The organism is Phenylobacterium sp., assembly GCF_030654915.1.
Taxonomy (GTDB): domain Bacteria; phylum Pseudomonadota; class Alphaproteobacteria; order Caulobacterales; family Caulobacteraceae; genus Phenylobacterium.
In genome coordinates this window covers 15,665-37,930 of sequence record NZ_JAURWM010000079.1, presented here as the reverse complement: position 1 = coordinate 37,930, position 22,266 = coordinate 15,665, and the positions used below count along the sequence as shown (strand labels likewise).

Here is a 22,266-nt window from a genome sequence, read left to right as displayed (position 1 = left end):
CCCGCTCGTTGCCCTTGGGGATGACGCGGCTGTAGTCGGGGAAGTTGCCGTCGATGACCTTGGAGGTCAGGGCCGCGCCGCCGAAATCAAGCCGCAGCTTCTGCGGGCTGACCTGCAGGTCCACCGATTCACCGGCGTCATCCAGCAGGCGGCGGATCTCGCCGATGGTTTTGCGCGGCACGATCACGCCGGGCGTCCCGGCCGAACCTTCCGGCGCGGGCATCTCGGCGAGCGCCAGGCGGTGACCGTCGGTGGCCACGGCGCGCAACTTCTGGACACCGTTGTCGACCACGGTGTGGAGATAGAGGCCGTTCAGATAATAGCGGGTCTCCTCGGTGGAGATCGCGAACCGGGTCTTGTCGATCAGCCGGATCAGGTCGCCGACATCGACGGCGATCGCGGCCGAGAGGCCGTCGGACGACATCACCGGGAAGTCGCCGGCCGGCAGCACCGGCAGGTTGAAGCGCGAACGGCCGGCCGCGACCGTCAAGCGCGGATCCTCGCCCGTGAAGCTCAAGGAGACGTCGGCCCCCTCTGGCAGCTTGCGGACGATTTCGTAGAGGGTGTGGGCCGGCGCGGTGATCTGACCAGGCTGATCAACCTGGGCCAGGGCCTCGTCGATGATTTCCATGTCGAGGTCGGTGGCTGAGAAGGTCAGCCGGTCACGTTCCGCCGACAGCAGCACATTGGACAGGATCGGGATGGTGTTGCGGCGTTCGACGGCGCTCTGCACATGCCCCAGCGCCTTCATCAGCGCCGCCCGTTCGATCGTAAGCTTCATGGTCTCGTCCGAATCTCCATGCGCCGACGCATCTATGCGTCGTCGCCCCCAACGCTGGAGGGACTTGCGACATTAGCCAAAATCCCGGCGCGGGAAAGGGGCTGTCGGCAACTGATAGGGGATGATCAGCCAGATGCTATGTCGAAGCGCACCGCGGAACGTCCGAAGTCGACGGCGACGGTCGTGAACTGGGTCAGCAGATCGATGCCGAGCATGATGGTCGGGGTGTCGTGCAGGTCCCAGAGCTTGAAGATCGGCATGTCGGTGAAGACCACCGGAACATTGCCGAGCGTCAGCCCCCCTAGCCGGATGAACGGCAAGGCGAGCTGCTCGCCATGGAAGGACTCCCCGGCGATGGAGATCATCCTGACATTGACGACGTTCTGGCGAGCGGTCGGGTCGATCCGTTCGATCAGCTTGCGCAAGGCGGTGTTGCCGAGCGAGTACTGCGAGCCGGAATCGATCATGGCGCTGATCTTCCGGCCACTGATGTCGGCGTCGACGATGGTGAGCTGCCCCGACTTGCGGCGGGCCGGGACCACCACCCGGTTGTGGCCGCTGTTCTCGTGGCGCGATTTCGTGATCTCGAGGGTGTTCCCAGCGAAGCTGAACACCAACCGCTGGCCCTTCAGCCAATCGATCCCCAGCACGCCGTCAATGTCGAACCCGCCCATCGGCAGCACCGGCGCCTCGACGTTCTTGCGGCTGCGCGTGCCGATATCGAGTCGATCGATCATCACGCTGGGCCGAGCACGGCGCCCGACAATCGTATTGACCATCAGTTCGCGTCCGCGTGGCAGGGCCTGCGAAGCCGCCAGGCTCTCGGAGACGCAGGAAACATTGGCTCCGGTGTCCACCATGAAACGGAACGGCCCCTTGCCGTTGATCATCACCGGCGCGGTGACCTGCTCGAACAGCTCCCGGGTGACCGCGATCTGGGTGGGGGGCTCGTCGGGATCGGCGGCAAGCGCCGGAGCCGCGGGCGGGACCGGCGCGAGCGGAATGGCGGGGATCGGATCCTGGGCGAAGGCGACAGCGCGGCCCGCCAACAGAACACCGCCAGCCGCGGCGAACTGCCCAAGAGCACGTCGGCGAGTCTGTGACCCAGCCAGCACGTTTCCGATCCCTTATGACCTAGGGCGGAGCCTACGCTCGTGCTCGAAATCGGTCAATTTTTCTAACGCGTTAGATGCGCGTCAGCCCCCCTCGTCCTGACTTCGTCAGGGCGAGGGGGGTCTGGCTAGTCGGGTGGCGAGGAGCCCTCTTCCGTCGCCATCAAGGTCTCGGCGATGGCGCCCATCAACAGGCGTTGATTGCCCTCGGGAAGGGCCTCGACATAGTCCATCAGCCGGCCCGCTAGCTCCTCGAGCCGGACATCGGCCTGCTGGGTGTCCTTGGACACCGTGCCGACCAACTCAATGGCGACGAGCGCCACAACGTCGGCGACCTCGCGGACCGTGACCGTGGTGGTGTCGAGATCAACCACGGCGTTAAGCGCGGGTGTCGATGGAGCCGCCGGCGCCTTCGCCGTCATTGGCCGCATAGGGGTTGGCGCCGCTCGAGCCGTCGCCGGTCGGACCTTCGCCGGTGGAGCCCTTGGCCGCGACCACCACCATGGCCGGGCGGATCAGCCGGCCCAGCAGGTCATAGCCCGGCTGCAGCACCTGGATGACGCCTCCGGCGGCGACCTCGGTGGAGGGTTGCTCCATCACGGCCTGATGCTGGTGCGGGTCGAACTTCTCGCCCTTGGCCGGGTCGATCTTCTTCAGGCCGTTGGTTTCGAAGGCGTTTTGCAGCGCCTTCTCGGTCATTTCCATGCCGACCACGAAGTTCTTCAGCACCGGATCGGCGCTCTCGTGCGGAGTCGCCAGGGCGCGGGCCAGGGTGTCGGCGACGGTCAGCAGGTCGCGGCCAAACTTCTGGATGGCGTAGGCGCGAGCGTCATTGGCCTCGCGCTCGGTGCGGCGCTTGGTGTTCTCAGCATCGGCGGCGACCCGCAGGATCTGATCCTTCAGCGCCTGGTTCTCGGCGCGCAGGGCCAGCAGTTCTTCGGCCGCGGCGTCCGCGATTTCGTTGAACTCTTCGGCCGGCGTTTGATCGTCGGACATCTTCTAATCCTCTACGTGTTCGTCACCTGGGACAGGACGCGGGCGGTATAGTCCACCAGCGGGATGACCCGGGCATAGTTTAGGCGAGCGGGACCGATCACGCCGATCGCGCCCAACACCTTTTGTCGGCCCGTCATATAGGGCGCGGCGATGACGGCGGAACCCGAAAGGGAAAAGAGTCGCGTTTCAGCGCCGATGAAGATCCGCACGCCCTGAGCCTCGCGGACATCATCCAGCAAACCGATAAGCTGTTCCTTTTGTTCAAGATCGTCGAACAGCATTCGCACGCGCTCGAGGTCATCAAGGGTCTCGGGCTCGTGCAGCAGGTTGGCCCGGCCGCGGACGATCAGCGCGCGCTGGGCGTCTTCGCCACCGCCCCAGGCGGCCATGCCGTCCTCCACCAGCCGGGCGGCGGCTTCGTTGAGCTGCCGGCGGGCCGCGTCCAGTTCGGTGCGGATCTCCGCCCCAGCCTCGCCCAGCGTGCGCCCGCGCAGCCGAGCGTTCATGAAGTTGGACGCTTCCTGCAGGGACGAGGGCGTGACCCCGGCGGCCAGCTTCATCAGCCGGTTCTCGACGACGCCGTCCTCGAAGACCATCACCGCCAGGGCCTGCTCGGCCGACAGCGAGACGAACTCCACATGCTTGACGCCGGCGTCGCGCACCGGGCTGACGACGACGCCCGCGCCGCCCGCCAAGCCAGACAGAATAGCCGTAGCCTCGTTGAGCGCCTCTTCGAAGTTGCGCCCCTTGGCCGACAGCCGCGTCTCGATGGCGCGGCGATCGTCCTCGGCGATGTCGCCGACTTCCAGCAGGCCGTCGACGAACAGCCGCAAGCCCGCATGGGTCGGTATTCGTCCGGCGCTGACATGCGGCGCGCCCAGCAGACCCAGCTGAGTCAGGTCCTGCATGGTGTTGCGGATCGAGGCGGAGGACAGATGGACGCCGCCCTTGGACAGGGTGCGCGAGCCGACCGGCTCGCCGGTCTCCAGATAGCCCTCCACCACGCGGCGGAAGATCTCGCGGGCGCGTTCGTCCAACTCGGCGAGCGACGGGCCGGGGAAAAGCAGCGGTGTGGTCACGACAGGGGACGGCGCTCGGTCAGAGCCATGGACTGAACCTCTTTGATCTAGGATAAGCCCGCCGGCGCAAGACGCCAGACCCAACGCCAAGGTTTCCCAATGCGCCCCTCAGAACGTGCCGTCGACCAGCTCCGCCTCGTGACCCTTGAAACCGGCGTCAATCGCTATGCCGAAGGCTCCTGCCTGGCGACGTTCGGCCACACCAAGGTGCTGATCACCGCCAGCGTCGAGGACCGGGTGCCCGGCTTCATGCGCGGCCGAGGCCAGGGCTGGGTGACGGCGGAATACGGCATGCTGCCGCGCGCGACCCACACCCGCGGCCGCCGCGAAGCCTCGGAAGGCAAGCAGTCGGGCCGCACCCAGGAAATTCAGCGCCTGATCGGCCGCTCGCTGCGCGCCGTGGTCGATCCGGTCGCGCTGGGCGAGCGCCAGATCTCGCTCGACTGCGACGTCATCCAGGCCGACGGCGGCACGCGCACCGCCGCCATCACCGGCGCCTGGGTCGCCCTGCGCATGGCGACCAAGTACCTGATGGAAGAGGGTCTGATCACCACCGACCCGATCCTCGACCAAGTCGCCGCCATCTCCTGCGGCATCTTCAAGGGCGTGCCGGTGCTGGACCTGGAGTACGAAGAGGATTCCAACGCCGAGGCCGACGCCAACTTCGTGCTGACCGGCAAGAGTTCGATCGTCGAGGTCCAGGCCACCGGCGAGAAGCGCGGCTTCAGCCAGGAAGAGTTCGACGGCCTGTTCTCGCTGGCCCGCAAGGGCATCAGCGAGCTGTGCGTCCTGCAGCGGCAAGCCACCGGCGGCTAGTCGCAGAATCAAAAACGCCGCTCCGGGGGCGGGAGCGGCGTTTCATCATCAATCAGTACGGCCGGCGACGAGGGTCGCCGGATGTCGTTCTTAGAAGCCGTTCAGCAGATAGCGGAACGACGAAGCCGGCATGCGGGCGAGTTCGCGAGCGAACGGACCCATCAGACGATCGATGAAGCTTTCAACGGCTTGAGCCATGTCCTTCTCCTTTGTGCGATGCAGCAATTGTTGCAGCGCATATAGAAGGCTGACGCTGGGTTATCAATGGTTACGCCTGCATTTTTGACAGGTGCGCTGCAATTTTTGGGTGCGCATGCCGCGATGCGGCATAAAGGCCACGCTTCGGGACGACCGAGGCCGTCGCCAACCATTCCTACAGTTTGCGGCCGAGGTATTTTTCCACCTGCCGCTGCTCCCAAGCGCCGTCCAGGAATGGAATGGCGCGGAATACCGAGGCGCCATGGGCCACAACCCCGAGCCCAGGGGGCCATCGCCGTCACGCCCCAACTCCCTCACGACCTATGCTCTCGGCAAGCTGAAGCTTGGAACGATCGGCGCCTAGTCCAACTCGTCGTCCGACGGACCATCATCGGGGCCAGGCTCGTAGATGAGCAAGTCGCCCGGCTGGCAATCGAGCTCGCGGCAGAGCGCGGCCAGGGTCGAGAACCGCACGGCGCGCGCCTTGCCGGTCTTGAGGATCGAAAGGTTGGCGATGGTCACGCCGACCCGGTCGGCCAGTTCGGTCAGCGACATGCGGCGGTCGAGCAGCACGCGGTCGAGGTTCACACGGATCGGCATGGCTAGATCGTCAGCTCCGCTTCACGGCGCAGGCGGGCGCCTTCGCGGAACACCTCGGCCAATACGAACACCACCAGCACCGAGAACCAGGCCGTCGGGCTGAACTCCGGCCGCTGGATGTCGGCGTCTGGCAGCGCCCACATGCCCAGGCCATAGATCACGTAGCGGCCGATCTCCAGGCCGGCCAGCACCAGGCCGATCACCCGCAGGCGGCGCACGTTCTCAGGATGGAAGGGATCCCCGGCGGTCAGGGTCGCGAAGATCTTGCGCAGCCGCTCAACGATCACCAGCACGCCGGCCAGGTAGAGGCCCGCCGCGGCCAGGCCGCCCAGCAGCACCGGCCCCCGCGAGACGATTTCGGCGTCGCCGGCGCGGATCGAGAAGTTATCGATCAGGTCGGGATTGAAGCTGAACAGCAGGGCGGCGAGCATCATCAGCGCCACGGCGCCGAGGCCGATCCAGAGTGCGACGAAGACCACATCCAAGATGATCTTCAGGAAGCTCGACACCGAGCCAGGCCCCAAGGCGCGCATCGCGGCCCTCCGTCCAAGAAACATGGCTGAGACTAGGCGATCACACCGGCGCCGACCAAGGCCGGCGCGGGCGCGGCGAGATCAGGTAGGTTCATCGCGGGGCGGAACATCGGGCTCTCCATGAGCGGCCGGGGCGTAACGTGCCGCAATCTGCCTTTACTCGATATGGCCGCATCGCTTTTCGATCAAACTAATTATCGAAAAACGATGTTAAACTTTTGCAATGCAACGGAAGCCCGGGCGGCATATGGTCCGCCGCCCCCGCATTTCAGAAGGTTTTCCAATGGCTCTGAAGCTCGAACCCGGCGCGAAGCTGGTGGTCGCCACCCACAATCCGGGCAAGGCCCGCGAACTGGCCGCGATCCTCGACAACCGCTTCGAGCTGGTGACCGCCGGCAGCCTGGGCCTGCCTGAACCCGAGGAGACCGAGGCCACCTTCACCGGCAACGCCCTGCTCAAGGCCCGCGCTGCCGCCGAGGCCTCGGGCCTGATCGCGCTGGCCGACGATTCGGGCCTGTCGGTCGCCGCCCTCGATGGCCAGCCGGGCATTTTTTCGGCGCGCTGGGGCGGGCCGGAAAAGGACTTCGTCGGCGCCATGAAGAAAGTCGAAGCGCGGCTGGAGGAAGCCGGCGCCGAGGACTTCTCCGCCTGGTTCACCTGCGCCCTGGCGCTCGCCTGGCCGGGCGGCCCGGCCGTGGTGGTCGAGGGACGCGTCGACGGGACCTTGGTGTTCCCAGGCCGCGGCGAGCGCGGCCACGGCTATGACCCGATCTTCCAGGCGCTGGGCCACGACATCACCTTTGGCGAGATGGATCCCGACAAGAAGGACGCCATCAGCCACCGGGCGCAGGCCTTCGCCAAGCTCAAGGCCGCCCTGCTGTGAGCGAGGTCGCGCAGACCGAGACGCCGCTGGGGCTCTACATCCATTGGCCCTACTGCGCGAAGATCTGCCCCTATTGCGACTTCAACGTCTTTCGCGACCGGGGCCGCAAGGCCGAACAGGCCGAGTTGTTCGCCGCTATCGCCGATGATCTGCGCGCCCAGCGCGAGCTGACCGGCGGCCGGCGGCTGGTCTCGATCTTCCTCGGCGGCGGCACGCCCTCGCTGATGGACCCGGCCTGGGCGGCCGAACTGATCGCCCTGGCCCGGTCCCTATGGTCGCCGGACGATCCCGTCGAGGTGACGCTGGAGGCCAACCCCACCGACGCCGAGGCCGATCACTTCGCCGCCTTCGCCCAGGCCGGGGTCGACCGACTGTCCCTGGGGCTGCAGGCCTTGGACGACGCCTCGCTGACCCTGCTCGGACGCAATCACGACGCCGCCTCGGCCCGGCGCGCCGCCGCCCTGGCGGCCAAGACCTTCCCGCGCCTGTCGCTGGACCTGATCTACGCCCGGCCAAACCAGACGCCGCAGGCTTGGCGCGAGGAACTAGGCGAAGCCATCGCGCTGGGAGCCGAGCACCTGTCGCCCTACCAGCTGACCATCGAGGCCGGCACCGCCTTCGACCGCGCGGTCCGACGCGGCCAGCTGGTCCCACCGGGCGAGGATGTGGCCGCCGAACTGTTCGAAACCACCCAATCGGTGTTGGAGGCCGCCGGCTTCACCGCCTACGAGGTCTCCAACCATGCCCGTGGTCAGGCCGCGCGCTCGCGCCACAACCTCGTCTACTGGACGGGCGCGGACTATGTCGGCGTCGGCCCCGGCGCCCACGGCCGCCTGACCCGGCAAGGTGTGCGCATCGCCACCCACGCCCACGCCAAGCCCGCCGACTACATCGCCGCCGTGCGCGAGGACGGCACGGGGTTCGCCACCCAAGAGCGGCTCACCCCGGTCGAAGTCGCCGAGGAGCGGCTGCTGGCCGGCCTGCGGATCGAACAGGGCGTAAGCTTTGAAGAGGTTCGCGCCCTGGGACTTTCGCCGGTCCATCTCGAGGTCCGCGACCTGATCGCCGCGGGGCTGCTGGCCCCCGATCCCGACCGCTTGCGCGCCACCCCCGCCGGCCGTCTGATCCTGGACCACGTGACGTCCAGGCTTGCGACCTGAGCGATAACCGGCGAAGCGTTCCCCATGTCGCGTCACCCGCCCCCGCCCGCCCTGTCCGAGAACCCGCTAGATCCGGGGCTCTACATCGTGGCGACCCCGATCGGGAACCTGCGGGACATCACCCTGCGGGCGCTGGACGTGCTGTCGGCCGTCGACCTGGTGTTGGCCGAGGACACCCGCGTCGCGGCCAAGCTGCTGACCGCCTACGGCCTGTCCAAGAAGCTCGAACGCTATGACGAGCACACCGCCGAGCGTGGCGGCCTCAAGGCCCTGGCGGTGCTGGCCGAGGGCGGGCGCGTGGCGCTCGTCTCCGACGCCGGTACGCCCCTGGTCTCCGATCCCGGCTTCCGGATCGTTCGAGAGGCGGTGGCGCAGGGTTCGGCCGTCTATCCTATCCCCGGCGCCTCGGCGCTGCTGGCGGGCTTGTCGGTCGCCGGCCTGCCCACCGACCGCTTCATGTTCGCCGGCTTCGCGCCGCCCAAGAGCGCCGCGCGCCGCACCTTCTTCGAGGAGTTGGCCGGGATCCGCACCACCCTTGTGTTCTTCGAGAGCGGTCCGCGCCTCGCCTCGAGCCTGGCCGACATGTCCGCCGTGTTCGGCCCGCGCGAAGCCGCCGTCGCCCGTGAACTGACCAAGCTCTACGAGACCGTGATCCGCGGAACCCTGCCCGAGCTCGCCGCCGATCCGCGCTGCGACACGCCCAAGGGCGAGATCGTCATCCTGGTCGGCCCCGGCCGCGAGGAAGCCGCCACCGCCGCCGACGCTGACACCGCCCTGGCTGACGCCCTGACCCGGCTGCGGCCGGCCGAGGCCGCCTCCGAGGTCGCCAAGGCGCTGGGCCTGCCGCGCCGCGACCTCTATCGGCGGGCCATGGAGCTCAAGCAGGAGCGACCCGCTTGAATCCCGACCGGCAGGCGCGCGGCGCCGCCGCCAGGCGGGCCGGGCGGCGAGCCGAGGCCTGGGCCGCGTTATGGCTGATGCTCAAGGGTTACCGGATCCTCGGCTTCCGTCTGCGCACGCCGCAAGGCGAGATCGACCTGCTGGCCCAGCGCGGCGGCGTGCTGGCCGTGGTCGAGGTGAAACAGCGCCAGACCCTGGAGGCCGCGCTCGAAACCGTGACCCAGATGCAACGCGACCGCCTCCGTCGCGCCGGACAGGCCATCGCCGCGCGCCGGCCAAGCTTGCAAAATCTGGCGGTTCGCCTCGATCTGGTCGCCCTGGCGCCAGGCCGGCTTCCCGTTCACAGCCCCGACGCCTGGAAGGGCGCTTGAAACAGACCCCATGACCCGCGAGGACGCCGAAGGAATATTGAGCGAGGCTGGGCGTGCGCCCGAGGGTGAGTTTCCGCTGCTGGAAGCCGCCATCGCCTGCTCCGTCCACGACGATCCCGGCCGTGACCCCCAAGTCGCCCGCGACCTGGCCCGCCTGGGCGTGGAGCGCCTGACCGACCGCCTGCGCCTGGAAAGTCCCGAGGAAGCGCTGGCCGAGGCCATGGCAGGCGACCTGGCCCTGACCGGCGACCTCTTCACCTATGACGACCCCGACAACGCCTGCGTGATCGCCGTGGCGGAGCGGCGCAAGGGCCTGCCGGTCACGCTTGGGGTCTACTACCTGCACGTCGCGCGCAAGTGCGGCCTGACCGTGCAGGGCGTCGATTTTCCCGGGCACTTCCTGCTGCGCATCGACACCATCGAAGGCCCGCTGGCGATCGATCCGTTCAGCGAGGGGCGCGTGGTGCTGCCCTCCGAACTGACCCGCCGCGCCCTGCATGCCGGCCTGACGCCCAACGTCGCCGACCGCCTGGATCACCTGATGGCCCCGGCCTCGGACCGCGCCGTGCTGATCCGGCTGCAGAACAACGTCTTCGCCCGCGCCAGCGCGGCCGGCGACTTCGCGCGCGCCGAGCGCGCAGCCTTGCGCCGGGCCCTGCTCGATCCCGCCGACCACCGCCCCTGGCTGGACGTCGCCGCCGCCCGCGAGGGCCAAGGCGCCCTGGCCGGGGCGTTGTTGGCGCTGGCCCACGCCAGCACCTTGGACGGCGGCGCGGCCCTGGCCGCCCGAGCCCAACGCGAACGGGTCCGCCTAAGGCTGAACTGACAGCGGGCCCAGGCCTTCTGGCTGGCGCTTTAGGTCCCGCCGAACTATCTCAGACGCCTTGGCCTTGGCGCCTTGGCCGTAAGGAGCACTCCCCATGCCGTTGAAGGTCGCTGTCCAGATGGACCCCCTCGAGGCCGTCAACATCGAGGGCGATACGACCTTCCTGATGTTGCTGAACGCGCAGGAGCGAGGGCATGAGCTGTTCGTCTACACCCCCGAGCGCCTCGCCATGGAAGATGGCCGGGTCACCGCGCGCGGACGCTCGGTCACGGTCCAGGCGGTGAATGGCGAACATGCCAAGTTCGGCCCCTGGGAGGTTCGCGACCTGGCCAGCTTCGACGTCATCTTGCTGCGCCAGGACCCGCCGTTCGACATGGCCTACATCACCTCGACCCACTTCCTGGACAAGGTGCACCCGGCGACCCTGGTGGTGAACAATCCAACCGAGGTGCGCAACGCGCCCGAGAAGCTGTTCGTCACCGACTTCCCCGGCGTTCAGCCGCCGACCCTGATCACCGCCGACGTCGAGGCGATCTACGACTTCCGCGCCCGGCACGGCGACATCGTCCTGAAGCCGCTCTACGGACTCGGCGGCTCGGGCGTGGCGCGGCTGCTGGCCGACGACCCGAACCTCGACGCCATGCTCGACCTGCACCGCGGCATCAGTCGCGAGCCGGTGATCGCCCAGAAGTTCCTGCCGGCGGTCTCCAAGGGCGACAAGCGCATATTGCTGGTTGACGGCGAGCCGGTCGGCGGCATCAACCGCGTGCCGAAAAAGGGCCAGATCCGCTCCAACCTGGCGGTCGGAGGGACGGCCGAGGCCGTCGAGCTGTCGGCCCGCGATCTGGAGCTCTGCGCGATCATCGGCCCGGAGCTGAAGCGCCGCGGCCTGATGTTCGTCGGCATCGACGTGATCGGCGACTACATGACCGAGATCAACGTCACCTCGCCGACCGGCGCCCAGGCGCTAAAGCGGTTCAGCGGTATCGACGCCACGGCGATCATGTGGGACCGGATTGAACAGATCCGCGCAACGGCTTAGTTTACAACACAAAGAGACACGCATAAGTCGCGGAAACGTCTCAACTTCTCCAAAAGTTCTATTTTTGTTCTTGATCTGCCCCGCCCGCCATGGTGGGGTTGTGGATAAGTTGAGCCATTTCTAGGGGTTGGCATGGCGTCTCGAGTCGTGACGGTGGCCTTTCAGGGCGTCGAGGCGCGTCGCGTGGACGTCGAGGTTCAGCTCACCGGCGGTGAGATGAAGTTCATGCTGGTGGGGCTCGGCGACAAGGCGGTCGCCGAGAGCCGCGAGCGGGTGCGGGCCGCCTTCGCCGGGCTTGGCCTAGCCATGCCGTCCAAGCGGATCATCGCCAATCTGGCGCCCGCCGATCTTCCGAAGGAAGGCAGCCACTACGACCTGCCGATCGCCTTGGCGGTGATGGCGGCCATGGGCATCCTGCCGCCCGACGCCCTGACCGAATGGGCGGCGATGGGCGAACTGTCGCTGGACGGCCGCATCGTCGGGGTCTCCGGCGCCCTGCCCGCCGCGGTCGCGGCCGGGGCCATGGGCCTGGGACTGATCTGTCCCGAAGCTTCCGGAGCGGAAGCCGCCTGGGCTGGCGACACACGGGTCCTGGCCGCGCCGTCGCTGATCGCCGTGGTCAATCACTTCCGAGGAACCCAGATCCTGTCGCCGCCCAAGCCGGGTCCGATGATGGACGGCGAGCGGGTCCCGGACCTGCGTGATGTGAAGGGCCAGGAGAACGCCAAGCGGGCTCTGGAGATCGCCGCCGCGGGCGGCCACAATCTGCTGTTCAGCGGACCGCCCGGCTCGGGCAAATCGATGATGGCCGCCCGGTTGCCGGGCCTGCTGCCGCCCCTCTCGCCGGCCGAGCTGTTGGAGACCTCGATGGTCCATTCGGTCGCCGGGCTGATCGCCAAGGGCACCCTGACCCGCACGCGGCCGTTCCGCACCCCTCATCACTCGGCCAGCATGGCGGCGCTGACCGGCGGCGGGCTTAAGGTGAAGCCCGGCGAGGTGTCTTTGGCCCACAACGGGGTGCTATTCTTGGACGAACTTCCGGAGTTCTCCAGCCAGGCGCTCGACTCGCTGCGCCAACCCCTGGAGACCGGGGAAGTGGTCGTGGCCCGCGCCAACGCCCACGTGCGCTATCCGGCCCGCTTCCAGCTGGTCGCCGCCCAGAACCCCTGCAAGTGCGGCATGGGCGGGGCCGGACGCGGCGCCTGCGGCCGCGCGCCACGCTGCCAGACTGACTACCAGATGAAGGTCTCCGGACCTTTCATGGACCGCATCGACTTGCAGATCGACGTGCCGCCGGTCTCAGCCGCCGATCTCGCCCTGGCCGCGCCGACTGAGGGCACCAGCGAGGCCGCCGCTCGCGTCGCCATCGCCCGCCAACTCCAGGCCGACCGCGCGGCCGCCGCGACCGACGGCGACGGCGCACGGCTTAACGCCCATGCTCAGGGCGATTTCCTAGAAAAGATCGCCGACCTCGATCCGGCCGGGCGCGCCCTCCTTGCCAAGGCCGCCGAGGCGGGCGGCCTGACCGCGCGCGGCTGGACCCGCACCCTGCGGCTGGCTCGCACAATCGCCGATCTGGAGGGCGCGGGCCCGGTGCGCCGCATTCACGTGGCCGAGGCTCTGATCTATCGGCGAATGGGTCAGAGCGCCCCGGCCCTGGCCTGAGCGATCTGGATTTCGGGTCTGGATCGCGCAACCATCCCGTTTCACGCGTCTTTTCGCCGGATCAGGAGGGGCTCATGCCAGGTTTTCAACATATCCTCGTGTCGATCGACGTTGAGGATCCGACCAACACCGAACGCGAGATCGTTCGTGTACGTGAGCTTGCAATCGCCTCCGGAGCCAAGATCACCTTGATCAATGTGCGGACGCCTCGATCGTCCCGCTACAACACCTACCTGCCGAAGTCCTTCGACGCCGACGAACAGGCTTGGCACGAGAGCGAACTGGAGAAGTGGGTGGTCAAGATCGGCCCTACGACCCGGCCTGTGATGACCAAGGTCCGAGTGGGCTCGGTGTCGGGCGAGATCCTGGCCGAGGCCCACGCCGGCGAGTTTGACCTGATCGTGGTCGGCTCCCACCCTCCGTCGCTGGCGTCGAGGTTGCTGGGCTCGAACGCCGAGAAGATCGTCCGCGAAGCTCAGGTCAGCGTGCTGGTGGCGCGTTAGTCCCGCGCCAATAGGTGTAGGTCCCGACCGCCAGGGTGATCAGCACCATATAGCTCCAGAGAATTAGCGCGGTCATATAGGCCCAGGCTCGGACACCCCCGTCGGCGAGGATCGCCGCATGGGTGACCACGGCCAGCAGTTGAAACGCCGCGGCCGGCAAGATCCATAGCCGGCTGCTGCGGACGACAAACCACAACAAGAGCAGCAGGAAGACCACGTCGACCGCAAACACCCCCCATTGGGGATCGAGCCAGTTATGACGGTTCTGCACCACGATGGTGGCGATCCAGGCGGCGATGTTGGCCACGGCCACGGCGCGCTCCGTCCGACCGCCGCGCCAGAGCGCGAAGGCGGACACCGCAAACATGGCGACAGCCCAGACACGCTCCGGGGTCGAGCTGAACATAGGAAAGGGCCCTCAGCGTCCTGAGGGCCCTGATACTGCGGTTAATCCCGCAGGATGCAACTTTTACGAAGGTGATCAGCCGGCCGCGACGGCGCGCAGGGCGCGACTTGGCGCCAGGGCCGCGTTCGGGGGCTTTTCCACCCCGCCGTACATGACCGCGCCGAGACCGATCTGGGTCTTGGCCACGTCCAGTTCCTTGTGCGTTTCGCAGATGGCGCGGCGCGCCTTGGCGAGCAGAGAAAGCGCTTCGCTGGCCCGCTCCACGGCGTCCTGACCAATCAGCGCCGAGAGCCCCGCATCGGCCCGAAGGCCCGGCATCACGCCGGCTAGGCCCGCGGTCTTGGCGAGGGCGGCGTCAATGGCGGCCTCGGCTTCGAACAAACTCGCCGCGACTTGATCGGCGATCATACGACGTTGCTTAAGCATGAAGGATCTCCTGGCGCACAGGGCAGCCGCGCGCCTTCTGACGATGTGAAAGGTGTTGGAAACGGGGCTAAGAGCCCGTGTTAGTTTAGGATTAACAACCTAAAATAGATTCTGGAGGGCGTGGAGACCCGCTAGCAGCGCCCCGAAGGACAAGGCCGCGATGATGGCGATCACCCCGACCATGCCCAATCGGGCCGCTGGTCCTAGGGCTGCTCCGCCAAGCCAGGCTCCAGGTCCGGCTGGAAGCCCTCGTCCAGCAGCGCCCAGGTCAGGCAGAGGATTTCCCTCAGCACCATTTCCGGGGGTTTGAACTGCGAAGTCTTGCGGGTGGCCGAGACCAGATCCCGCGCCATGGCGGCCTTCATCGGCGTATCGGCGAGGTCCGCCAGCTGGCGTTCGAGCTGGCTCCACGTAAAGGTCGGGACGACCGGATCGAGAGACTGCGGGCTGGGCCAGCGGCGCTCGAAGGCTTCCACCTCCCCGCGAACCCGGATCGCCTGACCCACCGCGGCCCGACGGTTCGTCGTTTCGCGATCGGGCTCCAAGTCCGCCATCGTCACCCTGGCGTCCGCCAGTTCTCTCAACCAATCGCCCATCGGTGCGGTCTCCTTGCTGGGCTTCATCAGCCCATAGGAGCGCGGCGGCGTCTGTCCTGATTGCGTCTTGTCCCGATACGATCGGGACAGCCGTTTCTCGCGCGGCCAGCGCCCGGGCGGCCGAATAACGGTCGCCGACGCCGAGTTTCTTGCGCGCGCGGTCGCAATAGGTGTCGACCGACGCTTTCGACATCCCGAGCTCTCGGGCGATCTGTTTCGAGCTGAGGTGACGGTCCACCAGTCGCAGACACTCACGCTCCCGCGGCGTCAGAAGCTCTACCGGGTCTGCGACAGTCTCTAGAGGTGCGCGCATAAGATGAACATGTTAGCGACTCGCCTATGAGCCCGTCTACTTGTTATGGTGGCGCCGGGCAGCCGCCCGACAACGATACTTCCTTGAGCGAGTGGGGAGGAACACATGCCCCTCGATGACGCCATCGGTCCGGACCCCGTAGATATCGCAATTGGCGCACGAATGCGCCTGCGCAGGAAGTCCCTGGGAATCAGCCAGGGCGTCCTGTCCGATAGAGTCGGCGTGTCCTTTCAACAAATCCAGAAGTACGAGCGCGGCGCCAACCGCGTCTCTGGCTCCATGCTGGTCTCCATCGCCGCGGCCCTGGACACCACCGTGGGCTGGCTGGTGGGCGAGGAAGGCGGCATGTCCGACGCCGCCGACGACATCCTCCAGGCGCTGGCCCTGACCGGCGCAACCGACCTTCTGGAAGCCTACGCCGCCATCCACCGCCCCTCTGCGCGGGCCGCCCTGCTGGCCCTCGCCCAGGAGATGGCATCCAATCCGTGACTGGGAAGGAGCTCTGGGTGATTAAGGGCGTCCCCGGCGCCGGGAAGACGACCGTCGCCCAACAGCTCTCATTTGACCTGATCGCACGCGGCCGCCCCGCCCGATGGTGGCTAGAGGAGGCGAAGGACCACCCGGTCATGCCTGCGAGTCTGCGCAAGACGTCGGCGTTGTCAGGTTTCGAACAGAGATGCATCGACGCGTGGACGAGCTTTCTCACTCGCGAAGCCGGCGACTTGATCGTGGAGGGCGCGGCCTTTCAAAACGCCGTCCGCTTCATGTTCGCCCAGGGACGCCCAGAAGCGAGCATTCATGCCTACTGGCGTCAGTGGGAGGCGCTCACAGCCGCACGCCTCGCCGGCTTCCTCTTCATCGCAGTCAACGATGTGCCGCGGCACTATGAAGGCGTCTTCCGACGCCGTGGCGGCGAGTGGGCCAGCAAGCTGATCGCCTATGTCGAGAACACTCCCGTAGCGCTCGCTCACGGATGGCGGGGAAAAGAGGGCTTCGCAGCCTTTTGGTCCGCCTACCAAAGCCTCTGCGTTAGCCTGATGGATCGAATGAGCGTCAGCCCAACGATCCAATCTGATCTCGCCTATGAGGATCTTCCAGCGGCCGCGCGCAGTTTCGCAACTCAAAGTCGGCGGATTTGACCGCCCGTTAAGCCGCGCCTCCTAGGTTCGTGGTCGATGAACGACGATCCGAACCAAGAGCCCCGCGTCAGCGCCGAGCAACTCGCTTCGCTGAGTCACGAATTCCGCACCCCGCTGAACGGCGTGCTCGGCATGGCCCGCCTGTTGGAAGGCACCGGCCTGACCCAGGAACAGCGGGCCTATGTCACCGCGCTACGGGAGTCGGGCGAACACCTGCTGGGCCTGGTGAACGACGTGCTCGACTTCGCGCGCCTGGGCGCCGACAAGATCGAGCTGTTCCCCACCACTTTCGAGGTCGAGAGCCTGCTGCGCTCGGTCTGCGAACTGCTGTCGCCCCGCGCCCATGAAAAGGGCCTGGAGATCGCCTGGGCCGCCCCGGCCGGCATCGGCCAGGCCGTGGCCGACGAGGGCCGGCTGAGGCAGATCCTGCTGAACTTCGCCGGCAACGCCATCAAGTTCACCACCCACGGCGGAGTGCTGGTCACGGTGGCGCAGACCGACACGGGTCTGCGTTTCACGGTCGAGGACACCGGACCGGGCGTCAGCGAGGCGGCCCGCGAGAAGATCTTCGAGGCTTTCGAGCAGGCCGATCCGCTGAACGACATGCAACTCGGCGGCGCGGGCCTGGGCCTGGCCATCGCCCGTAAGCTGGCCAAGGCGATGGACGGCGCGGTCGGAGTCGAAACCGCCAGCCACGGCGGCGCGGCGTTCTGGTTCGAAGCCGACTTCCCACGCCTGCCGCAAGAGCCCGATCAAAGTCTGGCCGGCCGCAGGGTCGCCATCGCCAGCGACAGCGCCATCATCGCCGACGCAGCCCAACGCCAGATCGTTGCAGCGGGCGGCGAGCCGTTCACCGCCCACGACCTCGCCGCCGCCCTGGCCGCGACCGACGCCATCGACGTGCTGTTGATCGATCGGGCGCTGGCGCCCGAGCCGGCCCCGGCCGGCCGCACCGCGCTGATTTTGCTAGCGCCCGAGGAACGCGGCCATATCGACGCCTATCGCGCCGCCGGATACAGCGGCTATCTGATCAAGCCGCTGCGCCGCGCATCCCTGGCCGAGCGCGTGCTGGCCGCCCTGGGCGCGAATGCGGCGCAGGCCGAGCGCGACGACGACGACCGGGTCGCCCCGGCCGCCGCGCCGGGCGCCCGGATCCTGCTGGTCGAGGACAACCCGATCAACGCCCTGTTGGCCCGCGCCCTGCTGACCCGCGAGGGATGCCGGGTCGACCAGGCCGGCGGCGGCGAGGAGGCGCTCGCGGCGCTGTCGGTCGGCGTCTATGATCTGATCCTGATGGACATGCGGATGCCGGGCATGTCGGGCCTGGAGGCCGCCAGGCGCGTGCGGGAGCGAGGTCTCCGCACTCCGATGGTGGCCCTGACCGCCAACGCCTTCGAAGAGGATCGCCACGCCTGCCTGGCCGCGGGCATGGACGATTTCCTGGTCAAGCCGCTGTCGTCGGACGCCCTGCGGGCCGCCCTGGCGCGCTGGACCGGAGCCAGCGACTGGACGGAAAAGGCGGACCACGCCAAGGTCGGCTGACGCGGGGGGCGACCCCAAATCATGGGGAACGCCACGACATGACGACCGAGAGCCAGGCCGACGCGCAGGGTGAACCCAAGCCCGGCACGCTCCAGGCGCTGGCCGTCTACGGCGAGCGCCGCTCACTGGTGATGCTGTCGCTCGGGTTCGCCTCGGGCCTGCCGAACCTGCTGATCTTCGACACCCTGTCGGCCTGGCTGCGCGACGCCGGCCTATCGCTTGAAGTGATCGCATTCTTCGGCCTGGCCACCCTGGCCTATTCGCTAAAGTTCCTGTGGGCGCCGCTGGTCGACCGCGTGCAGGTGCCGCTGATCACCAAATGGCTCGGCCATCGCCGGTCCTGGATGCTGATCTGCCAGGTGCTCATCGTGCTCGGGCTCTGGCTGATCGCCGGCACCAATCCGGCCGTGAATCTCGGAATGATGGCGCTGTTCGCGGTCTTCGTCGGGTTCGTCTCGGCCACCCAGGACATCGTCATCGACGCCTGGCGGATCGAGGCTGCGGTGACCGAGAAGCAAGGCGCGATGGCCGCGGCCTACCAATGGGGGTTCCGGATCGCGATGATCGTGGCCGGCGTCGTGCCGCTGGCCCTCTCCGAGTTCGTCGGCTGGAACACCTCCTACGCGATCATGGCGCTGCTGATGGCGGTCGGAGTGCTGGGCGTGCTGGGCGCGCCCCGCGAAGCCCAGCATGAAGTCCGCAAGATCGACGCCGACGACATCCCCAGGCGCCCGGGCCGCGATGGCCTGGAGTGGGCGCTCCGGCTTGGCCTGTTCGTGCTCGGCGCCCTGGTGCTGGGCTCGGGCCTGGCCGGCAATGCGGCGATCCTCTCGACCGGGCTGACCAATATCGGCCTGCCGGGACCGGCGGCCGGAATCGAGGCGCTCTGGAGCGCCAAGCCCGGCGGCATCTTCGCCCAGGTGGCCGGCGTGCTGATCGGGGCGATCGTGATCTTCCTGGCCGCCCGCCCCGCGCCGGGCCGCGAAACCCGGCCCGGACGTTATCTGGGCGTGGCGCTCGGCGCGCCGCTGGCCGACTTCTTCCGCCGTTATGGCCAAGCCGCGGGCCTGATCCTGGCGCTGATCTGCGTCTACCGGCTGTCGGACTTCGTGCTCAACATCATGAACCCGTTCTACCTCGACATGGGCTTCTCGAAGCTGGAGATCGCCGAGGTCCGCAAAGTTCTGGGGGCGGTGATGTCCGTGGTCGGCGTTGGCCTTGGCGGCTTCGCCATTGCTCGCTTCGGCCTGATCCGCGCCCTGGTCGTCGGCGCCTTCGCCGGCCCGATCTCCAACCTGGTGTTCGCCTGGCTCGCCACCCAGGGGCCGCAGATCTGGGCGCTTAGCATCGCCATCGGGGTCGATAACATCGCCGCCGGTTTCGCCGGCACCTGCCTGATCGCCTACATGTCCAGCCTGACCGGACCCGGCTTCACCGCCACCCAGTACGCGCTGTTCTCCTCGCTCTACGCCCTGCTCGGCAAGCTGATCGCCTCTCAGTCGGGACGCATTGTCGAGGGCGCGGCCACGGCGGCCGACTCCGGGGCGATGTTCGCCTCGCTGAAGCCGCTGTTCTACAATCTGCCGCCGCAGACCTTCGCCAGCGCCATGGAGAAGTCCGGGGTCTCGGCCGCGGCCCTTGGCGCCGGCTATGTGGTGTTCTTCGTCTACTCGGCCCTGCTAGGCACTCTCGGCATCGCCCTGGCCTTCATGGTCGCGCGGCTGCCGCCGGTTCAGGAAGAGACGACGGCGGAGGCCTGACGCGGCCTCAGACTTCCGGGCCGGCCTTCATGCAGATGACCTGGGCCACCCGCAGGTCGCGGCGCAAGGTGTCGGCCACCCGGCCATAGTTGTCGGTGTTGATCGGCTCTCCGACCGCGAAACTCGACGGATGCTCCTTGGTGGCCGCCAGGGCGGCGAGCACGGTCTCCGGCGCGGTGGTGTAGATGCGACCCCGGCGCGGCGACTCCGCCACCGTCACCCCGATCACCCGACCTGAGCTATCCAGCGCCGGCGCTCCCGAGAGCCCGGCCAGTGAGCCTTTCAGACTGTCGGTCCGCCCAGTCTCGGCCCAGACCAGCACCGACTCGGTGCGGGCGCCGCGACCGCGAACCTCGAGATTTTCGCGCCCCAGCAGCCGCGAGGTGGCCTCGCCGGCCTCGCCTTGCGGGAAGCCGGGATGGAAGGCGCGGTCGCCCTTGCGCAGCGGCCGGTCGAGCGCCAGCGGGAGGGGCGGCGCCCCGCCGTCGGTGGTCAGAATCGCCGCCTCGCCGCGCGGATCAATATGGACCTTGGCTTCGACGCCGCGGCCGTTGGCCACGACGATCGCGGTTTGAGTGCAGCCCTCGACCACATGGCGCGCGGTGATCCAGACGCCGGAATCGGCGACGGAGAAGGCAGTGCCGATTCCGGGCTCAGCCTGGCCCGGCACATCGACCACCACCTGGGGATCGAAAGGTGAGGCAGGCCCCAACGGCAAGCCTTCGCCACCGGCCACCGGCGGCGGCGGCGGCGGGGCGTCCGCGCGCTCCTGCCGGCCCACGGCGGCGATCAGCAGAGCGAGCACCACCGCCAGATAGACCAGCCAATCGGGCAGCCGAGGGAAGTGCATCAGCCCACGCTCAGCCGCCGACAGCCGCGGCGATGATCAGGGCGGAGGCGAGCTTGGCGCCGACCAGCAGCGCCGCGGCGGCGACCTCGCCTTCCTGTATGCGCTGCGGGAGACCGCGCAGCAGCAGGTCGACGAGCCGGAAAATCAACAGTTGCAGGGCCACGGTCGCCGCGCCCCACAGGCCGATCTCGATGATCGAGGTCGAGCGGGCCAGCGACGTCGCCAGCGGAATCGCCAGACCGAGCAACACCCCACCCAGCGACAGGGCGGCGGCGGCGTTGCCCTCGCGGATCAGGGTGATCTCGCGATGAGGGGTCATGAGGACGTAGACCGCCGCTCCGACGATCAACATCAGCACGGTGATGCCGATGTGCAGCAAGGTGATGGGGAACCCCGTGGCGAAGGCCTGGATTTCCGGGGACTGAAGCTGTGGCGGCATGGGACCCGTCAGCGAGATCAATAAACTGGGCCGAATGGTTAGCACGGACGGGCCGTGGCTTTGCAATGGCTAGCGACGAGAGAGCCTCAGGCGGCGGGCTCTTCGGCCGCGAGCTTGCGCCGGACGCTGGCCCGCACCTTCTCGCTCTCGGACTTGAGCTGACCGCAGGCGGCCAGGATATCGCGTCCTCGCGGGGTGCGGATCGGCGAGGCGTAGCCGGCCCGATTGAGGATCGCGGCGAAGCCCTCGATCGCGCCCCAATCGGAGCACTCATAATCGGTCCCCGGCCAGGGATTGAACGGGATCAGGTTGATCTTGGCCGGAATTCCCTTGAGCAGATTCAGCAGCGCGCGCGCCTCGGCGGGGCTGTCATTGACGCCCTTCAGCATCACGTATTCGAAGGTCACGCGGCGAGCGTTCGACAGGCCCGGATAGACCCGGATGCCAGCCATCAGCTGCGCGATGTCGTACTTCTTGTTGATCGGCACCAAGACGTCACGCAACTCGTCATTGGTCGCGTGCAGCGAAATGGCCAGCATCGCCTGGGTGCGTTCACCCAGGGCCGTCAGCTCCGGCACGACGCCCGAGGTCGAGACGGTGATGCGCCGGCGCGAGATCGCGATGCCCTCGCCGTCGGCGATGATGTCGATGGCGTCGGCGACGTTGTCGAGATTGTAGAGCGGCTCGCCCATGCCCATGAAGACGACGTTGGACAGCCGGCGGTCGGCCTTGGGCGAGGGCCATTCGGCCAGGTCGTCACGGGCCACCTGGACCTGGGCGACGATCTCGGCCGCGGTCAGGTTGCGAACCAGCGCCTGGGTGCCGGTGTGGCAGAAGGTGCAGTTCAGCGTGCAGCCGACCTGGCTGGAAACACAGAGCGCGCCGGAACGGCCGACGTCAGGAATATAGACGGTCTCGACCTCGATGCCCGGCGCCATGCGGATCAGCCACTTGCGGGTGCCGTCCTTCGACACCTGGCGCTCGACGACTTCGGGCCGGGTCAGGCTGAAGGCCTCGTCCAACACCGCGCGGGTTTCCTTGGCGACGTCGGTCATCTGCGCGAAGTCGGTGACCCCGTAGTGATGGATCCACCGCCAGAGCTGGGTGGCCCGCATCTTGGCCTTTTCAGGCCGGACGACGTCCGCGGCGACCAACGCCTCGATCAGCCCCTTGCGGGTCAGACCCGAGAGGTTCGGCTTAACGACGGTCGGCGCGGAAGACCCGCGCGAAAGATCAAGGGTGACGCCCAAGGGGAACTCGCTGTCTGGAAGCTGCGGAATATAGGCGATCGGGGGCTTTATTCCAAATGGCCGACCTGCGGCCGAGTGCG

General features: G+C 67.7%; 27 protein-coding genes and 1 pseudogene. 13 read left to right on the top strand and 15 right to left on the bottom strand.

Going from position 1 to position 22,266, the window contains the following annotated elements; translation table 11 throughout:
* From dnaN to hrcA, 5 genes are all read right to left on the bottom strand, one after another.
* Positions 1-781, bottom strand: a 781-nt coding sequence (gene dnaN / locus Q7T84_RS03945; protein WP_304806400.1) for a DNA polymerase III subunit beta, incomplete at its 3' end; no start/stop codon positions are given.
* Positions 782-906: 125 nt separating this feature from the next.
* The gene (locus Q7T84_RS03940; protein WP_304806399.1) at positions 907-1,830 is read right to left on the bottom strand and encodes a retroviral-like aspartic protease family protein; all 924 of its coding nucleotides are present in this window, start codon (positions 1,828-1,830) and stop codon (positions 907-909) included.
* A gap of 191 nt (positions 1,831-2,021) precedes the next feature.
* On the bottom strand, positions 2,022-2,267 hold the full coding sequence (locus Q7T84_RS03935) for a hypothetical protein (protein ID WP_304806398.1): 246 nt from the start codon (positions 2,265-2,267) through the stop codon (positions 2,022-2,024).
* Positions 2,268-2,271: 4 nt separating this feature from the next.
* Positions 2,272-2,889, bottom strand: coding sequence for a nucleotide exchange factor GrpE (gene grpE / locus Q7T84_RS03930; RefSeq protein ID WP_304806397.1), 618 nt, complete (start codon positions 2,887-2,889; stop codon positions 2,272-2,274).
* Between the two features lie 11 nt (positions 2,890-2,900).
* Positions 2,901-3,956 (bottom strand): heat-inducible transcriptional repressor HrcA, encoded by a 1,056-nt coding sequence (gene hrcA / locus Q7T84_RS03925; protein ID WP_370653616.1) that lies wholly within the window; start codon positions 3,954-3,956, stop codon positions 2,901-2,903.
* Between the two features lie 111 nt (positions 3,957-4,067).
* On the opposite strand from hrcA, the gene rph reads away from it, so the two are divergent.
* On the top strand, positions 4,068-4,784 hold the full coding sequence (gene rph, locus Q7T84_RS03920; protein WP_304806395.1) for a ribonuclease PH: 717 nt from the start codon (positions 4,068-4,070) through the stop codon (positions 4,782-4,784).
* Positions 4,785-5,157: 373 nt separating this feature from the next.
* Here the strand turns inward: rph and Q7T84_RS21115 are convergent, their stop codons facing one another.
* The 3 genes from Q7T84_RS21115 to Q7T84_RS03910 all read right to left on the bottom strand — a co-directional run bounded on the left by Q7T84_RS21115 (position 5,158) and on the right by Q7T84_RS03910 (position 6,115).
* Positions 5,158-5,253 (bottom strand): hypothetical protein, encoded by a 96-nt coding sequence (locus tag Q7T84_RS21115; RefSeq protein WP_370653615.1) that lies wholly within the window; start codon positions 5,251-5,253, stop codon positions 5,158-5,160.
* Positions 5,254-5,342: 89 nt separating this feature from the next.
* Positions 5,343-5,582, bottom strand: a complete 240-nt coding sequence (locus Q7T84_RS03915; RefSeq protein WP_304806394.1) for a helix-turn-helix transcriptional regulator — start codon at positions 5,580-5,582, stop codon at positions 5,343-5,345.
* 2 nt (positions 5,583-5,584) lie between these two features.
* A complete protein-coding gene (locus Q7T84_RS03910) occupies positions 5,585-6,115 on the bottom strand; it encodes a DUF2975 domain-containing protein (protein WP_304806393.1) in 531 nt (176 codons plus the stop codon).
* A 283-nt stretch (positions 6,116-6,398) separates the two neighbouring features.
* On the opposite strand from Q7T84_RS03910, the gene rdgB reads away from it, so the two are divergent.
* The 8 genes from rdgB (at position 6,399) to Q7T84_RS03870 (ending at position 13,465) form a co-directional block, all read left to right on the top strand.
* Entirely contained in the window at positions 6,399-6,998 is a 600-nt protein-coding gene (gene rdgB, locus Q7T84_RS03905; protein WP_304806392.1) for an RdgB/HAM1 family non-canonical purine NTP pyrophosphatase, read from the top strand.
* Complete coding sequence (hemW, locus tag Q7T84_RS03900) at positions 6,995-8,158, top strand: radical SAM family heme chaperone HemW (RefSeq protein ID WP_304806391.1); 1,164 nt, start codon at positions 6,995-6,997, stop codon at positions 8,156-8,158. The genes rdgB and hemW overlap by 4 nt, the downstream gene beginning before the upstream one ends.
* A 24-nt stretch (positions 8,159-8,182) precedes the next feature.
* Positions 8,183-9,058, top strand: a complete 876-nt coding sequence (gene rsmI / locus Q7T84_RS03895) for a 16S rRNA (cytidine(1402)-2'-O)-methyltransferase (protein WP_304806390.1) — start codon at positions 8,183-8,185, stop codon at positions 9,056-9,058.
* Positions 9,055-9,429 carry a YraN family protein gene (locus Q7T84_RS03890; protein ID WP_304806389.1) on the top strand — a complete coding sequence of 125 codons (375 nt, stop codon included), beginning with the start codon at positions 9,055-9,057 and terminating at the stop codon, positions 9,427-9,429. Before rsmI ends, Q7T84_RS03890 begins: the two co-directional genes overlap by 4 nt.
* A 10-nt stretch (positions 9,430-9,439) precedes the next feature.
* Positions 9,440-10,255: a transglutaminase family protein gene (locus tag Q7T84_RS03885; RefSeq protein WP_304806388.1), complete on the top strand. Its 816-nt coding sequence runs from the start codon at positions 9,440-9,442 to the stop codon at positions 10,253-10,255.
* A 94-nt stretch (positions 10,256-10,349) separates the two neighbouring features.
* Positions 10,350-11,297 (top strand): glutathione synthase, encoded by a 948-nt coding sequence (gshB, locus tag Q7T84_RS03880; protein ID WP_304806387.1) that lies wholly within the window; start codon positions 10,350-10,352, stop codon positions 11,295-11,297.
* Positions 11,298-11,429: 132 nt separating this feature from the next.
* Positions 11,430-12,962 (top strand): YifB family Mg chelatase-like AAA ATPase, encoded by a 1,533-nt coding sequence (locus Q7T84_RS03875; protein ID WP_304806386.1) that lies wholly within the window; start codon positions 11,430-11,432, stop codon positions 12,960-12,962.
* 74 nt (positions 12,963-13,036) lie between these two features.
* Positions 13,037-13,465 (top strand): universal stress protein, encoded by a 429-nt coding sequence (locus Q7T84_RS03870; protein WP_304806385.1) that lies wholly within the window; start codon positions 13,037-13,039, stop codon positions 13,463-13,465.
* Here the strand turns inward: Q7T84_RS03870 and Q7T84_RS03865 are convergent.
* The 4 genes and pseudogenes from Q7T84_RS03865 to Q7T84_RS21110 all read right to left on the bottom strand — a co-directional run.
* Positions 13,443-13,871 carry a hypothetical protein gene (locus Q7T84_RS03865; RefSeq protein WP_304806384.1) on the bottom strand — a complete coding sequence of 143 codons (429 nt, stop codon included), beginning with the start codon at positions 13,869-13,871 and terminating at the stop codon, positions 13,443-13,445. The two genes, Q7T84_RS03870 and Q7T84_RS03865, sit on opposite strands and share 23 nt — an antisense overlap.
* 75 nt (positions 13,872-13,946) lie before the next feature.
* Positions 13,947-14,297, bottom strand: a complete 351-nt coding sequence (locus Q7T84_RS03860) for a hypothetical protein (protein WP_304806383.1) — start codon at positions 14,295-14,297, stop codon at positions 13,947-13,949.
* 203 nt (positions 14,298-14,500) lie between these two features.
* Positions 14,501-14,893, bottom strand: coding sequence for a hypothetical protein (locus Q7T84_RS03855; RefSeq protein WP_304806382.1), 393 nt, complete (start codon positions 14,891-14,893; stop codon positions 14,501-14,503).
* Between the two features lie 124 nt (positions 14,894-15,017).
* Positions 15,018-15,206, bottom strand: a pseudogene (locus tag Q7T84_RS21110) (response regulator transcription factor); the annotation flags it as partial.
* Positions 15,207-15,311: 105 nt separating this feature from the next.
* Between Q7T84_RS21110 and Q7T84_RS03850 the strand changes: the two are divergent.
* From Q7T84_RS03850 to Q7T84_RS03835, 4 genes are read left to right on the top strand one after another with little or no spacing between them, the layout of a single operon-like run.
* Positions 15,312-15,695, top strand: coding sequence for a helix-turn-helix domain-containing protein (locus Q7T84_RS03850; RefSeq protein WP_304806381.1), 384 nt, complete (start codon positions 15,312-15,314; stop codon positions 15,693-15,695).
* Positions 15,696-15,712: 17 nt separating this feature from the next.
* Positions 15,713-16,345 carry a hypothetical protein gene (locus Q7T84_RS03845; protein WP_304806380.1) on the top strand — a complete coding sequence of 211 codons (633 nt, stop codon included), beginning with the start codon at positions 15,713-15,715 and terminating at the stop codon, positions 16,343-16,345.
* 36 nt (positions 16,346-16,381) lie between these two features.
* Entirely contained in the window at positions 16,382-17,887 is a 1,506-nt protein-coding gene (locus tag Q7T84_RS03840; protein ID WP_304806379.1) for a response regulator, read from the top strand.
* Positions 17,888-17,925: 38 nt separating this feature from the next.
* Positions 17,926-19,647, top strand: a complete 1,722-nt coding sequence (locus Q7T84_RS03835; protein WP_304806378.1) for an MFS transporter — start codon at positions 17,926-17,928, stop codon at positions 19,645-19,647.
* Between the two features lie 7 nt (positions 19,648-19,654).
* Here Q7T84_RS03835 and Q7T84_RS03830 read toward each other — a convergent pair whose 3' ends face one another.
* From Q7T84_RS03830 to rlmN, 3 genes are all read right to left on the bottom strand, one after another.
* Positions 19,655-20,497 (bottom strand): serine protease, encoded by an 843-nt coding sequence (locus Q7T84_RS03830; protein ID WP_304806377.1) that lies wholly within the window; start codon positions 20,495-20,497, stop codon positions 19,655-19,657.
* 10 nt (positions 20,498-20,507) lie between these two features.
* On the bottom strand, positions 20,508-20,936 hold the full coding sequence (locus Q7T84_RS03825) for a DUF350 domain-containing protein (RefSeq protein WP_304806376.1): 429 nt from the start codon (positions 20,934-20,936) through the stop codon (positions 20,508-20,510).
* An 86-nt stretch (positions 20,937-21,022) separates the two neighbouring features.
* Positions 21,023-22,186, bottom strand: coding sequence for a 23S rRNA (adenine(2503)-C(2))-methyltransferase RlmN (gene rlmN, locus Q7T84_RS03820; RefSeq protein ID WP_304806375.1), 1,164 nt, complete (start codon positions 22,184-22,186; stop codon positions 21,023-21,025).
* Between the last annotated feature and the right edge of the window lie 80 nt (positions 22,187-22,266).

Bases quoted from the DNA above. Each gene is read 5' to 3' on its own strand.
- grpE (WP_304806397.1), bottom strand. From the start codon at position 2,889: ATGTCCGACGATCAAACGCCGGCCGAAGAGTTCAACGAAATCGCGGAC.
- rph (WP_304806395.1), top strand. From the start codon at position 4,068: ATGCGCCCCTCAGAACGTGCCGTCGACCAGCTCCGCCTCGTGACCCTT.
- Q7T84_RS03915 (WP_304806394.1), bottom strand. From the start codon at position 5,582: ATGCCGATCCGTGTGAACCTCGACCGCGTGCTGCTCGACCGCCGCATG.
- Q7T84_RS03910 (WP_304806393.1), bottom strand. From the start codon at position 6,115: ATGCGCGCCTTGGGGCCTGGCTCGGTGTCGAGCTTCCTGAAGATCATC.
- rdgB (WP_304806392.1), top strand. From the start codon at position 6,399: ATGGCTCTGAAGCTCGAACCCGGCGCGAAGCTGGTGGTCGCCACCCAC.
- rsmI (WP_304806390.1), top strand. From the start codon at position 8,183: ATGTCGCGTCACCCGCCCCCGCCCGCCCTGTCCGAGAACCCGCTAGAT.
- Q7T84_RS03885 (WP_304806388.1), top strand. From the start codon at position 9,440: ATGACCCGCGAGGACGCCGAAGGAATATTGAGCGAGGCTGGGCGTGCG.
- gshB (WP_304806387.1), top strand. From the start codon at position 10,350: ATGCCGTTGAAGGTCGCTGTCCAGATGGACCCCCTCGAGGCCGTCAAC.
- Q7T84_RS03875 (WP_304806386.1), top strand. From the start codon at position 11,430: ATGGCGTCTCGAGTCGTGACGGTGGCCTTTCAGGGCGTCGAGGCGCGT.
- Q7T84_RS03870 (WP_304806385.1), top strand. From the start codon at position 13,037: ATGCCAGGTTTTCAACATATCCTCGTGTCGATCGACGTTGAGGATCCG.
- Q7T84_RS03865 (WP_304806384.1), bottom strand. From the start codon at position 13,871: ATGTTCAGCTCGACCCCGGAGCGTGTCTGGGCTGTCGCCATGTTTGCG.
- Q7T84_RS03860 (WP_304806383.1), bottom strand. From the start codon at position 14,297: ATGCTTAAGCAACGTCGTATGATCGCCGATCAAGTCGCGGCGAGTTTG.
- Q7T84_RS03855 (WP_304806382.1), bottom strand. From the start codon at position 14,893: ATGGGCGATTGGTTGAGAGAACTGGCGGACGCCAGGGTGACGATGGCG.
- Q7T84_RS03850 (WP_304806381.1), top strand. From the start codon at position 15,312: ATGCCCCTCGATGACGCCATCGGTCCGGACCCCGTAGATATCGCAATT.
- Q7T84_RS03840 (WP_304806379.1), top strand. From the start codon at position 16,382: ATGAACGACGATCCGAACCAAGAGCCCCGCGTCAGCGCCGAGCAACTC.
- Q7T84_RS03835 (WP_304806378.1), top strand. From the start codon at position 17,926: ATGACGACCGAGAGCCAGGCCGACGCGCAGGGTGAACCCAAGCCCGGC.
- Q7T84_RS03830 (WP_304806377.1), bottom strand. From the start codon at position 20,497: ATGCACTTCCCTCGGCTGCCCGATTGGCTGGTCTATCTGGCGGTGGTG.
- Q7T84_RS03825 (WP_304806376.1), bottom strand. From the start codon at position 20,936: ATGCCGCCACAGCTTCAGTCCCCGGAAATCCAGGCCTTCGCCACGGGG.